Source organism: Psychrobacter sp. CCUG 69069 (assembly GCF_021023115.1).
Lineage (GTDB): Bacteria > Pseudomonadota > Gammaproteobacteria > Pseudomonadales > Moraxellaceae > Psychrobacter > Psychrobacter namhaensis.
Map to the genome: position 1 here is coordinate 60549 of NZ_QQAI01000007.1, position 12788 is coordinate 73336.

A 12788-nucleotide genomic window follows, 5' to 3' on the forward strand; every position below is an offset into this window, starting at 1 on the left:
ATACGTATGTTGGCAGACACAAAAGGTCAAGCTACGAATTATAGTAAAAAAAAGCTGGCAATGCAAGGCATTACCAGCTTTTTTTCGTACAGCGTTAAACTTATTTTAGTTCAACAGTTGCACCAGCTTCTTCAAGTTTCTTTTTCAACTCTTCAGCTTCAGCTTTAGATGCGCCTTCTTTGATTGGTGCTGGAGCACTTTCAACCAAATCTTTCGCTTCTTTTAGGCCAAGACCAGTAGCTTCACGTACGGCTTTAATTACGCCAACTTTCTTCTCGCCAAAGCTGGCAAGAACGACGTCAAACTCGTCTTTTTCTTCAGCAGCAGCAGCAGCAGGACCAGCAGCAGCAGGTGCAGCAGCAACAGCAGCTGTTACGCCGAATTTTTCTTCCATGTCGCTGATTAATTCAACGATATCCATTACTGACATTTCAGCGATTGCGTTTAACACATCATCTTTAGATAGTGCCATGAGAACTCTCCGTTATCTGATAAAAATTAATTGATTTTAATATCGCTTTGATTACTTGCCAAATTTAAAAATAGGGTTGACAAAAAAATGTAACCAGCGATGTCAAAGTTACGTTAAAACAAGCAATTAAGCAGCTTCTTTTGCGTCTTTGATTGCCGCTACCGTGCGAACGAACTTGCCAGGAACAGCGTTCATAGTCTGGACAAGCTTGGTCACTGGTGCATTCATAGTAGCCATCAAGATAGAGATTGCTTCGTCGCGAGTTGGTAGCTTCGATACGCGCTCTAGCTCTTCTGGACCATAAACTTCACCACCGACTGATACCAATTTGGTCTCTAAAGCTTTGTTCTCTTTGCTAAAGTCGAAAACGACTCGAGCTGCAGATCCCAAATCTTCCATAGAGAAAGCCAAAAGTAGTGGACCAGTCATACGGTCTGACATGCTCTCAAACTTAGTGCCTTCAAAAGCGCGTTTTGCTAGGGTATTTTTTACCACTTTCAAAACCACGCCTTTCTCACGGGCTTGTTCGCGCAGCTTAGTAAGCTTTGCAACACCAATACCATGATATTCGGCAGCTACTGCTGAGTAAGCATTAGCAGCAACTTCAGACACTTCAGCCACAACTTGTTGTTTTTGCTCTAGCGTTAATGCCATAAGTTGACTCCTTTAATCTTATCAATCAGCTCAGTAATTCAATACTTAAAAACCTAAATTTTCATTTATTAAACGACGGGCTTAGACTGACTTGATACGACACGTTATTTGTAAATAATATAAAAATAAAATCTACTCATAACGACTGATTACGGCACCGTTATCAGAATGACATCAAGTGATAGATTGAACTATCGGCTCTTATCAACAACTGGGTGGGTCACCGTCTGCGTAGGACAACTAAGATTTTCATCTTTTGTCGATTAACAAAAGCAGCTCGTGGTTATTACTAATAATCCAAAGATCACTATTAATAACGCAAAACCGCTCTCTACCTACGGTCTTAGACAGCATAGCGTGTGCTACACTGACCTAATTCTTTAAAAGACTTTTGTCGCCTTTATTTGAAATTGTCAAATAAAGGCACATACTTAATTATTTTGCTGTGCGATATGGAACTGGATCAATACTTAGACCAGGACCCATCGTGCTAGACAAGGTGATTTTTTTGATGAAAGTACCTTTAGAAGTAGCAGGTTTAGCACGTTTTAGATCGGTAATTAGTGCTTCAGCATTTTGGATTACTTGCTCAGCAGTAAAACCAACTTGACCGATAGTGGTATGAATAATACCCGCTTTATCTACACGGTACTGTGCTTGACCAGCTTTCGCGTTTGTCACAGCTTCAGCAACGTTTGGCGTTACTGTACCGACTTTTGGGTTAGGCATCAGGCCACGTGGACCTAGGATCGTACCCAACTGACCAACAACACGCATCGCATCAGGAGCGGCGATAACAACATCAAAGTCCATGTTGCCAGCTTTGATTTCTTCTGCAAGATCTTCAAAACCAACGATGTCTGCACCAGCTTCTTTAGCGGCTTCAGCAGCAGCGCCTTGAGCAAATACAGCAACGCGTTTGGTTTTACCAGTACCAGCAGGTAGGTTGGTAGCGCCACGAACCACTTGATCAGATTTACGTGGGTCAACGCCCAAGTTTACTGCGATATCAATAGACTCTTTGAATTTTAGCGCAGGTAAATCATTTAAGATTTGAACGGCTTCTTCCATAGTGTATTGTTTTTCGTTATCAATACGGCTTTGAATTTCTTTTTGACGTTTGGTTAGCTTAGACATTATACACCCTCCACGGTAATACCCATTGAACGAGCGGTACCAGCGATGGTACGGACAGCAGCATCAAGATCAGCAGCAGTTAAATCTGCATCTTTGGTCTTAACGATTTCTTCTAATTGCGCACGATCAACTTTACCGACTTTAGCGGTGTTTGGTGTACCTGAACCTTTAGCAATACCAGCAGCCTTACGTAGTAAGTACGCAGCTGGTGGTGATTTCATGATGAAGGTAAAAGACTTATCGCTGTATACAGTGATCTCAGTTGGAATCGGTAGACCCGGCTCTTGACCTGAGGTTGCAGCGTTAAATTCTTTACAGAACGCCATGATGTTCACGCCTTTTTGACCCAATGCTGGACCAATAGGTGGTGAAGGATTTGCTTTGCCTGCAGGCACTTGCAGTTTGATGTAACCATCAATCTTCTTAGCCATGATACTCTCCTAAATGGGTGATAGCGCCAAATCAATCCTGTGTAGACACAGTGCGGATTAACAGCTCCCCGGTTGATGAAATTTTTGCGGGTTTAGTCCAGTTTCTCAACTTTACTAAACTCAAGCTCAACCTGAGTCGGTCGATTAAATACGTTTACCGTTAGATGTAGCTTAGATTTCTCATAGTCCACTTTCTCTACCAACCCTTTAAAGTCAGTGAATGGACCATCAATAACCAACAATTCTTCGCCTGGTTCAAATAGCGTCTTAGGACGTGGGTCAGTTTCAGTCTGATTGAGACGATTTAAGATACGATCGGCTTCTACTTGCGTAATGGGCGCTGGCGTTTCAGGTGTGCCACCTACAAAGCCCATAATACGTGGGCAGTCTTTAACGATGTGCCAAGTATTATCGTTCATGTCCATCTGGATCAATACGTATCCTGGAAAGAACTTACGCTCGCTCTTACGTTTTTTGCCGTCTTTCATTTCAACGACTTCTTCAGTAGGAACCAACACATCACCGAACGACTCAGCGAAGTCACTACGATTAATACGATCAGTTAATGAACGTTGTACTTGTTTTTCATATCCTGAAAACGCTTGGACAATATACCAACGCATATCACGCTCCTAATCGTTATAAGTAAAAATTTGAGTGGCAGTATTTAAATGAAAGGCAATCGTAATACACGATCAACTTCAAAACACTTAACCAATAAATATGCCAACGAACCAATTAAAAAAGTTATCTAGTAACCACACGAAAAACCCGACAATAGCAATCACGACAATAACTTGCCATGTGTATTGGAAGGTTTCGTCTTTACTTGGCCATGTCACTCGGCGAAGCTCAACAGCGGCGTCTTTTAACAATATTTTAAAAGCGCGACCTTGATGCGTTAACGCCAAGCACACAACTGCAACTACAATGAGGGCAACGATGATACCAATACGTACCCAGACATCATTGGCGGGTTGCCAATAACCGGGTAAATACTGATTAACTAACGTTGCGCCTATCAAAAGCACTGCGGCAAGAAGCCACAAAATCAAATCTTTTATTGAGCCCGTCTTAGCAACTTCAACAGCAGAATTATTACCCGCTGAAACATGCTTATCTTTAGACAGCATTCCACCAGCAACCGCCTTGGCATCAGATAACTTAGTCTCGAGGTTATCTTGATTATTGCTCATAAAGAACTCGCTTCGGAGATGGTGAGGTACAACAAAGAGATGATAAGAAGATGGCAGGCGATGTAGGACTCGAACCTACAACCCTCGGTTTTGGAGACCGATGCTCTACCAATTGAGCCAATCGCCTATGGGTGTAAAGGACAGCATTATACAATATTTAGCATAAAATGCAAGCCCTTAGCGGTAAAATTGTTTTATTACCCTAATTTGCCTCTTATACCAGACTGCTGTTTATCAGTCAGTCTTTTATCAAAACCGCTAATCTGCACGGCTTATAAGAAGCAGCGTTAATATAGCAAGCAACGTCACAGATTACAATACCAATGAGAACAAATAAACGTTGCTGTGAGCAAGTAGTATGTTGCAAAAATAAGCACTCTATTTTTGCTTTATTACGTATGTACCACTTCCCCGCCCCCATAAAAAAAGCCACCCTCTAAGAGAATGGCTTTTTTATAACTAACTCAAAATCTCATTGCTGAGACTTATCGATTAGTTCAATACGTTAGCAACAACACCAGCGCCTACAGTACGGCCGCCTTCACGAATAGCAAAGCGAAGACCTTTATCCATAGCGATTGGGTGGATAAGCTCTACGCCCATCTCAACGTTATCACCAGGCATTACCATTTCAGTACCGTCTTGTAATTGGATTGCGCCAGTTACGTCAGTGGTACGGAAGTAGAACTGTGGACGATAGCCGTTTAGGAATGGTGTGTGACGACCACCCTCTTCTTTTGATAGTACGTATACTTCTGCGTCAAACTTGGTGTGCGGCGTGATTGAACCTGGCTTCGCTAGTACTTGGCCACGTTGTACGTCTTCACGCTTGGTACCACGTAGTAGTACGCCACAGTTTTCGCCTGCACGACCTTCGTCAAGCAGTTTACGGAACATCTCTACACCAGTACAGGTGGTTTTTTGAGTGTCACGGATACCGACGATTTCGATTTCGTCACCAACTTTTACGATACCAGACTCTACACGGCCAGTTACAACAGTACCACGACCTGAGATTGAGAATACGTCTTCGATTGGCATTAGGAATGCTTTGTCGATGTCACGCTCTGGCTCTGGGATGTAGGTGTCTAGTACGTTTAGTAGTTCTACGACGGCTGGTTGGCCGTACTTGTCTTCTGAGCCTTTTAGGGCTTCAGTAGCAGAACCTTTTACGATTGGAGTGTCATCACCTGGGAAGTCGTAGTCGTTAAGCAATTCACGAACTTCCATTTCTACTAGTTCTAGTAGTTCTTCGTCGTCTACCATGTCGCATTTGTTCATGAATACGATGATGTATGGTACGCCAACCTGACGTGATAGCAAGATGTGCTCACGTGTTTGTGGCATTGGGCCGTCAGTGGCTGATACGACTAGGATTGCGCCGTCCATTTGAGCGGCACCGGTGATCATGTTTTTAACATAATCGGCGTGACCTGGGCAATCAACGTGGGCGTAGTGACGTGTGTCTGTGTCATATTCTACGTGTGAGGTGTTGATGGTGATGCCACGTGCTTTTTCTTCTGGGGCTGAGTCAATTGACGCGTAGTCTTTGGCTTCGCCACCTGAGGTGATTGCTGCTACGGTTGCAATAGCAGCTGTTAGGGTTGTTTTACCGTGGTCAACGTGTCCGATGGTACCGACGTTGACGTGTGGCTTGTTGCGTTCAAACTTGGCCTTTGCCATGGGTATTTCCTCTTTTTTTGGGGTCAAGTGCTTAGCTCGTATAAATACGTTATCTAAGACAATCTTGACCACATTAAGATAATTGTTAAAAGGTCGCACATACTAATGTGCAGATATTATAAGAAAATCACGACCAATAACAAGTCTTTTAACAAGTTATTGGCGTATTCTCGACTGACAATATAGAGATCTGCTTTATATTGTCACCTTCAATAGACTTTTATTTACTCGTCATCATCTTTAGAGTTGTACTTAGAGATGATCTCAGCAGCAACTGACTTTGGAATTTCAGCGTACTTTTGGAATTCCATTGAGTAAGTAGCACGGCCTTGTGACATAGAGCGCATTTGCGTGGCATAGCCGAACATCTCTGCTAACGGTACTTCTGCACGGATCTGCTTAGTACCACCAGGTAAGTCTTCCATACCCTGTACTAGACCACGACGACGGTTAAGATCGCCCATGATATCACCCATGTAGTCTTCAGGTGTTTCTACTTCAACTTTCATGACTGGCTCAAGCAATGCTGGATCAGCTGCCATGAAACCTTTTCTGAAGGCCATAGAACCTGCCATTTTGAACGACAATTCATCAGAATCGACGTCATGGTAAGAACCATCATACAAGGTTGCTTTTACGCCAACGACTGGGTAACCAGCAAGTACGCCGTTTTTCATGCGTTCTTGAATACCTTTGTCGACCGCACCGTGGAATTCTTTTGGTACTGTACCACCAACAACTTCTTCAGCGAACTCATACTCAACTTCGCCCGCTGGATCAAGTGGCTCAAGACGTAACCAAACGTGACCGAATTTACCACGACCACCTGTTTGACGTACGAATTTGCCTTCTTGTTCAACCGTATTACGGATCGTTTCACGATAAGCAACCTGCGGCGCACCGATGTTGGCTTCTACGTTAAACTCACGCTTCATACGATCCACAAGAATCTCTAGATGTAGCTCACCCATACCACTGATGATGGTCTGGCCAGATTCTTCGTCAGTATGTACACGGAATGATGGATCTTCTTTTGCTAAGCGACCCAAAGCGATTGACATTCTTTCTTGGTCAGCTTTGGTCTTAGGCTCAACGGCTAGAGAGATAACTGGATCTGGGAATTCCATACGCTCAAGCGTGATAACATTTTGCTCATCACATAGCGTATCACCAGTGGTCACATCTTTCATACCAACTAACGCTGCGATATCACCAGTACGGATCTCTGCAAGCTCTTCTTGAGAGTTTGCCATCATCTGTACGATACGGCCAACACGCTCACGCTTCATTTTAACTGGGTTATAAACACTACTACCCTGCGTCATAACGCCTGAGTACACACGAACGAACGTTAAGTTACCAACGAATTTATCGTTCATGATTTTGAATGCTAACGCTGAGAACGGCGCGTCATCTGACGCTTCGCGACTGCCTTCAGTTTCGTCTTTGTCATCAAGAATACCGCGAATTGCAGGTACGTCGATTGGTGCTGGAAGATACTGAATGACCGCGTCTAGCATTTTTTGTACACCTTTGTTTTTAAAGGCAGTACCACAAAGTAGCGGGATAATTTCATTATCAATCGTCAACTGACGAATAGCTGTATTGATCTGTTCTACAGACAGCTCACCATTTTCAAGATACTCATTCATGAGCTCTTCGTTGGCTTCAGCCGCACTTTCTACTAGATGCTCGCGATACTCTGCTGCTTTTTCTTGTAGTTCAGTTGGGATTTCGCGTTCTTCGTATTGCATACCTTGAGACGCTTCGTCCCAATAGATAGCTTTCATAGTGACCAGATCAATAACGCCTTCGAAGTCATCTTCTTTACCAATTGGAATAACCAATGGGACAGGATTACCACCCAGACGGGTTTTGATTTGTTCAATAACACGATAGAAATCAGCACCAACACGGTCCATTTTGTTGACAAAAGCAAGACGTGGTACTTTATATTTGTTCGCCTGACGCCATACGGTCTCAGACTGTGGCTGAACGCCGCCTACTGCACAGTAAACCATGCAAGCGCCATCAAGTACACGCATAGAACGTTCAACTTCGATTGTGAAGTCAACGTGGCCTGGGGTATCGATGATGTTAATGCGATGTTCGTCAAACTGTTTTGCCATACCTGACCAAAAACAAGTGGTTGCCGCTGAGGTAATAGTAATACCACGCTCTTGTTCTTGTTCCATCCAGTCCATGGTGGCTGCGCCATCATGTACTTCGCCAATTTTGTGGCTAACACCGGTATAGAATAAAACACGCTCAGTAGTGGTCGTCTTACCAGCATCGATGTGCGCTGAGATACCAATATTGCGATAGCGTTTTAGGGGAGTTTTACGAGCCATAGTGTTTTCCTAGGAAAAGTCGTGTATATAATAATGTATTGTGTCTCTACCTCATACTCTATGACAAAGCGGTCAGCTTCGTAATATTACTTACTGATTATTGAGCCTAATACGGACAAAAAAAGAGCAAATACTAAGAATAGTGCGGCATCAAATTTGGGACGCTCTCCAATTAAACAGTGTATTTTTGGAGAAGCATCTTGATAGACGTCCGCCATCTCTATTACTCACAGGCAAAGCCTATTTGTAACTGGATTAATGATGGCGGCAATCAATAGAATAAATAACAATGTAAGATTAATGGGCCGAAGCCCGTTAATCTAAAGCTACTATCAAACAATAATGTAAAAGAGTAGCTTAGAAGCGGTAATGAGAGAATGCTTTGTTAGCATCTGCCATGCGGTGAACTTCGTCACGCTTTTTCATAGCAGCGCCTTTGCCGTCAGCAGCATCATTCAATTCGCCAGCTAAACGCAAAGCCATTGATTTTTCAGAACGCTTAGCAGCAGCTTCAGCTAACCAACGCATAGCCAAGGCAGTACGACGGGAGGGGCGTACTTCCATTGGTACTTGATAGGTTGCACCGCCAACGCGGCGAGCTTTTACTTCTACCATTGGGCGTACATTTTCAAGCACTTCTTCGAAGAAAGATACTGGATCTTCGACTTTACGTTTCTCGCTTACTGTCTCAAGTGCACCATAAACGATACGCTCAGCAGTAGATTTTTTACCATCACTCATTACATGGTTAATGAATTTTGCAACAGTTTGGCTACCGAACTTAGGATCTGGAAGGATCTCACGGGCAGCAACGACGCGACGTCTTGGCATAATAATTTTCCTTATCTTCAGGAGTGTCCAACATTCACAACATCACACGGGTCAACAGAATATAGTAGTGAGTTGTCAGTTAGCCTTACTGCATGGTGGTATGCTTTAAAGATGATTACTGATATAAAATTATTTATATACCCGTAATACTATCTGTGACACCAAACCCATGCACAGTTATTGGGTAGTGCAAAAAGCTTACTTAATAACGTTTAGTTATTAAACTTTAGGCTTCTTAGCACCGTACTTAGAGCGACCTTGCTTACGGTCTTTTACGCCAGCACAATCTAATGCACCGCGAACAGTGTGATAACGTACACCCGGTAGATCTTTTACACGACCACCGCGGATAAGAACAACACTGTGCTCTTGTAGGTTATGACCTTCGCCGCCGATGTAGCTTGATACTTCATAGCCTGAAGTCAAACGTACACGACATACTTTACGCATGGCTGAGTTAGGTTTTTTTGGCGTGGTAGTATATACACGAGTACATACACCGCGACGTTGTGGGCACGCTTCCAACGCAGGAACTTTTGACTTTTCCTTGATGGTTTTGCGACCTTTACGAATCAATTGGTTAGTTGTTGCCATAAGGCATCCTTCTCCCGTTTGGTATAAAACAAAAAAATGGGGTACTGCGCTATCTATCTGACATTATGACAGATTTTGGCGCACCCATTTTTAGGACAGTGTATTATAAAGAGTTGTTGCTGCTATTTCAACCACTTATGAGTGATTGTGCTTTACAACATTTGATAGATATGCATTCAGCCTACTACTATACCACTTTATCTGTTTTTAATTAAAAATTGGCTAAAAAACAACCCACTAAACGAGATAGCAAAAGTAGAATAGCGTATGGTGTGAGACACATATTTAGCACTAAAAAGCAGTACTTTGTAATGACTAAATGGCGACACTGTCTTATTTTTCAAGTGAAATAAGACAGTGTCGCCACTATTAAGAAAAGATTACTAAGCTATTCTAACTTATCCGCCTCGTTTGCTGAAGCGTAAATTGCCAACTAGCGGGGGTTCATATAAAACGTCTTTGCGCTACTTTTTGGCAGCTTTATCCGTATCATTTGATTGACTTTCAGAGTCCGCTGACTCATCCACGCTATCCTTTTTTTTATTACTGTTTTTCTCAGTATCTTTTTTTGTTGTCTCTGTTGCTTGATCTTTAGCGTCTTGCTGATCATCACCCTGACTATCAGTCGCGTTACTAACCTCAGCTTCGCTACTACTGTCATCTGTGATAGCACGATTGGCAAGTTTTGCATCTGGCGCAAAAGTCGCTTGGGCCACGCCAATCACTTCATCAATCAGATGGCTGTTGTAGCGCATGCCAATCACGACTGCTGTCGCTGGTAACAAGCGGCGCACCCACGTTAAATTGATTTGATCCAAGTCAACACCAACTTGACTGGCAAGACGATCAACTTGTTTGGCATAAAAATTCACGTTTTTATTTTTTAGACCTAGGTTTTTAAGCTCGTTGTGTAGACCATTGCTTTGGGCGTTATCAAGTAACCCTTTACCAATACCAATACCAGCCAGCAAGGCTTGTTTTTCTTGCATCTTACTTAAGTCGGCACTGGCGAGTAGCTCATACGCCATTTTGACGCCTTGCTTACCGGTCAAAGGCTTGTTATACACAGCACCTAGCTGATAAACCGTACGCAATGACACTAATAACAACCACAATGTGTCAGCAAGTAGACCTGGTAGTCCCGCTAAACCTGTCAGGCCGCCCATCGTGGCCAATGCCCGGTTTTGGTTGGCGATGTCAGTGGCTAAGGCATAACGCTCTTCGTCATCTAAGCTGGCGATATTGGCAAAACGATGCTCGTTAGGTAAATCAATTTGGCTCCATTGAGATGCAAGATTTGCTACTTGAGCAAAAGCCCCATCGACAGTCGACTGAAAAAAGCTGTTTGGTACCACTTTTTTGGCATATTTACCATAAGTCGCGAAACGGGGCCCCAATAATTGCTGAGTCGCTTTTAGGGTTTGCTCGCGAAATAAATCTTGTTGATAGTCTTCGTCACCCAAATTGACCGCTTTATAGTGGCGTGGTTTGCTTGTCTTAGCATTCATACTGTCAATCACGGCGCCCACACGCTCTAAGTTATTACGAGTAAAAGAGCCGACAGTGTTGATACCTTTAGAGAGAGTGCTACGCTTTGCCATCGTGATATCCTTAATATGATGATTGGTTTTGTTTTATTATATACTAGGTCGCTAACCTTAATGAATACGTCATTTTAGCGAATCAGCTTGCTGGGTGTCAGTGCGAACAATGTTATTGCAATCACAAATTTTGTATCTAACCGTATCACTTACTTTATCAGTTGCTTCGCCCATTATTTTTTTCAGGTTTACTTAGAGGCTTACTTAGAGATAATTCTTAGAGGTTATTTTTGGTGTCACTCACAAGCACGCTACTGTTAGCGTTTTTGGCCTATAGACATTTAAGCAACTTCTACTAGAGGACACTATTTTGTCGCTATTTTGCACTTGTACAAAGATTTTGAGTGCTTGATACGTTATCATATGTCATCCGTTAAAGCCTGATTGCAACGTCACTTTGTAGAACCGTTTATGCCACTTGTAAAACGTTTGATTGTATGATGACAGCAGTGAGGACTATAACAGAAGCATTTAACGCTCAAAAGCCCTCGTGGCAAGATGGTTGCCATTATAGAGGCATACGGTTGACGTTAAATAACGGGTCTTTAAAAACGATTATTAAAAGTAATGATAAAAAGTTGTTACTCATAAGGAATAGAATATGCGCCGCGTTGTTATCACTGGAGCAGGGATTGTCTCTTGTATCGGACATGATTTAGCCACTGTTACTGCCGCTCTTAAGCAAGGACAGTCTGGCATTACGTTTAACGACGCTTATGCTGAGCATGAGTTTAAGTCGCAAATTAGCGGTAGTATCAATCAATCGACGCTTGATACCAGCGGCATTGATCGTAAATTAAAACGGTTTTTTAGTGAAGCCAGCCTCTATGCGTATGTCAGCGCCTTAAATGCGATTGAGCACGCCGGCTTATCCCTTGAAACCATCAATAATAATCCGCGTGTGGGCGTGGTAGCCAGTTCGGGCGGAGCATCGACAGAAAATATCGTGAATGCTGTGGATGCGATGCGCGAAAAAGGCCTGCGCGGTGTTGGTGCTATGGCGGTGCCAAAAACCATGGGCAGCTCAGTATCAGCGGCACTGGCAACGGGACTAAAAATCCAAGGGGTCTCCTACTCCTTAACGTCGGCTTGCGCGACTTCCACCCATTGTATCGGTCACGCCGCTGAGCTGATTCAGCTAGGCAAAGCCGATGTGGTGCTCGCGGGCGGTAGTGAGGCTGAGCATTGGACACAGTCTTGCATGTTTGACGCCATGGGCGCCGTGAGTACCCAATATAATGACACGCCATCACTGGCATCACGAGCATACGATAAAGATCGTGATGGTTTTGTCATTGCCGCTGGCGGTGCCATGGTTGTCGTTGAAAGCTTAGAGCACGCCCAAGCGCGCGGCGCCAATATTTTGGCCGAAATCGTCGGTTATGGTGCCAGCTCCGATGGCGCAGAAATGGTCGCACCAAGCGGTGAAGGTGCGGTACGTTGTATGCAACAAGCGTTGGCCGAGGCAGGCTTGCAAAGTGTCGATTACATTAACAGCCACGGTACCAGCACGCCACTAGGCGACATCACTGAGCTAAAAGCCATTGCCAAGGTGTTTGGTGATGATGTCAGTAACGTCCCTGCCATCAGCTCAACCAAGTCTATGACAGGCCACAGCTTAGGTGCCGTCGGCGCGCAAGAGCTAATCTACTGCTTACTCATGCTACAAGAAGGGTTTATCGCCCCTAGTATCAATGTCGAACAGTTAGACCCTGCGGCTGAAGGGTTTGATATTGTCACTCAAATGCGTGAGGCCAATCTTGAGACGCTCATGAGCAATAGCTTTGGCTTTGGCGGTACCAACGCAACTCTAATCATCAAAAAGTTTGACGCTTAGC

At 43.7% G+C, this 12788-nt stretch carries 12 protein-coding genes, 1 tRNA gene and 1 pseudogene; 1 reads left to right on the plus strand and 13 read right to left on the minus strand.

Going from position 1 to position 12788, the window contains the following annotated elements; all coding sequences use genetic code 11:
* Positions 1-100 precede the first annotated feature (100 nt).
* From rplL to DVY93_RS06555, 13 genes and pseudogenes are all read right to left on the minus strand, one after another.
* Positions 101-472: a 50S ribosomal protein L7/L12 gene (rplL, locus tag DVY93_RS06500; RefSeq protein ID WP_057761722.1), complete on the minus strand. Its 372-nt coding sequence runs from the start codon at positions 470-472 to the stop codon at positions 101-103.
* 126 nt (positions 473-598) lie between these two features.
* Positions 599-1126, minus strand: coding sequence for a 50S ribosomal protein L10 (gene rplJ / locus DVY93_RS06505; protein ID WP_193006701.1), 528 nt, complete (start codon positions 1124-1126; stop codon positions 599-601).
* Positions 1127-1389: 263 nt separating this feature from the next.
* A pseudogene (locus tag DVY93_RS12510) lies at positions 1390-1452 on the minus strand (hypothetical protein); the annotation flags it as partial.
* Between the two features lie 109 nt (positions 1453-1561).
* Positions 1562-2263, minus strand: a complete 702-nt coding sequence (rplA, locus tag DVY93_RS06510) for a 50S ribosomal protein L1 (protein ID WP_193006700.1) — start codon at positions 2261-2263, stop codon at positions 1562-1564.
* Entirely contained in the window at positions 2263-2694 is a 432-nt protein-coding gene (gene rplK, locus DVY93_RS06515; protein ID WP_193006699.1) for a 50S ribosomal protein L11, read from the minus strand. Before rplK ends, rplA begins: the two co-directional genes overlap by 1 nt.
* 92 nt (positions 2695-2786) lie before the next feature.
* On the minus strand, positions 2787-3317 hold the full coding sequence (nusG, locus tag DVY93_RS06520) for a transcription termination/antitermination protein NusG (protein ID WP_193006698.1): 531 nt from the start codon (positions 3315-3317) through the stop codon (positions 2787-2789).
* Positions 3318-3404: 87 nt separating this feature from the next.
* Entirely contained in the window at positions 3405-3890 is a 486-nt protein-coding gene (gene secE / locus DVY93_RS06525) for a preprotein translocase subunit SecE (protein WP_193006697.1), read from the minus strand.
* Positions 3891-3941: 51 nt separating this feature from the next.
* Positions 3942-4017: transfer RNA gene (locus DVY93_RS06530), tRNA-Trp, on the minus strand.
* A 365-nt stretch (positions 4018-4382) separates the two neighbouring features.
* On the minus strand, positions 4383-5573 hold the full coding sequence (gene tuf, locus DVY93_RS06535) for an elongation factor Tu (protein ID WP_193005364.1): 1191 nt from the start codon (positions 5571-5573) through the stop codon (positions 4383-4385).
* A gap of 224 nt (positions 5574-5797) precedes the next feature.
* Positions 5798-7924, minus strand: a complete 2127-nt coding sequence (gene fusA / locus DVY93_RS06540) for an elongation factor G (RefSeq protein WP_198334827.1) — start codon at positions 7922-7924, stop codon at positions 5798-5800.
* Between the two features lie 357 nt (positions 7925-8281).
* Entirely contained in the window at positions 8282-8755 is a 474-nt protein-coding gene (rpsG, locus tag DVY93_RS06545) for a 30S ribosomal protein S7 (protein WP_057761735.1), read from the minus strand.
* A gap of 219 nt (positions 8756-8974) precedes the next feature.
* A complete protein-coding gene (gene rpsL, locus DVY93_RS06550; RefSeq protein WP_011281154.1) occupies positions 8975-9349 on the minus strand; it encodes a 30S ribosomal protein S12 in 375 nt (124 codons plus the stop codon).
* A 464-nt stretch (positions 9350-9813) separates the two neighbouring features.
* Entirely contained in the window at positions 9814-10950 is a 1137-nt protein-coding gene (locus tag DVY93_RS06555; protein WP_230709852.1) for an EcsC family protein, read from the minus strand.
* 601 nt (positions 10951-11551) lie between these two features.
* Between DVY93_RS06555 and DVY93_RS06560 the strand changes: the two genes are divergently transcribed.
* Complete coding sequence (locus DVY93_RS06560) at positions 11552-12787, plus strand: beta-ketoacyl-ACP synthase II (RefSeq protein WP_230709854.1); 1236 nt, start codon at positions 11552-11554, stop codon at positions 12785-12787.
* Position 12788 lies beyond the last annotated feature (1 nt).

Bases quoted from the DNA above. Each gene is read 5' to 3' on its own strand.
- rplL (WP_057761722.1), bottom strand. From the start codon at position 472: ATGGCACTATCTAAAGATGATGTGTTAAACGCAATCGCTGAAATGTCA.
- rplJ (WP_193006701.1), bottom strand. From the start codon at position 1,126: ATGGCATTAACGCTAGAGCAAAAACAACAAGTTGTGGCTGAAGTGTCT.
- rplA (WP_193006700.1), bottom strand. From the start codon at position 2,263: ATGTCTAAGCTAACCAAACGTCAAAAAGAAATTCAAAGCCGTATTGAT.
- rplK (WP_193006699.1), bottom strand. From the start codon at position 2,694: ATGGCTAAGAAGATTGATGGTTACATCAAACTGCAAGTGCCTGCAGGC.
- nusG (WP_193006698.1), bottom strand. From the start codon at position 3,317: ATGCGTTGGTATATTGTCCAAGCGTTTTCAGGATATGAAAAACAAGTA.
- secE (WP_193006697.1), bottom strand. From the start codon at position 3,890: ATGAGCAATAATCAAGATAACCTCGAGACTAAGTTATCTGATGCCAAG.
- tuf (WP_193005364.1), bottom strand. From the start codon at position 5,573: ATGGCAAAGGCCAAGTTTGAACGCAACAAGCCACACGTCAACGTCGGT.
- fusA (WP_198334827.1), bottom strand. From the start codon at position 7,924: ATGGCTCGTAAAACTCCCCTAAAACGCTATCGCAATATTGGTATCTCA.
- rpsG (WP_057761735.1), bottom strand. From the start codon at position 8,755: ATGCCAAGACGTCGCGTCGTTGCTGCCCGTGAGATCCTTCCAGATCCT.
- rpsL (WP_011281154.1), bottom strand. From the start codon at position 9,349: ATGGCAACAACTAACCAATTGATTCGTAAAGGTCGCAAAACCATCAAG.
- DVY93_RS06555 (WP_230709852.1), bottom strand. From the start codon at position 10,950: ATGGCAAAGCGTAGCACTCTCTCTAAAGGTATCAACACTGTCGGCTCT.
- DVY93_RS06560 (WP_230709854.1), top strand. From the start codon at position 11,552: ATGCGCCGCGTTGTTATCACTGGAGCAGGGATTGTCTCTTGTATCGGA.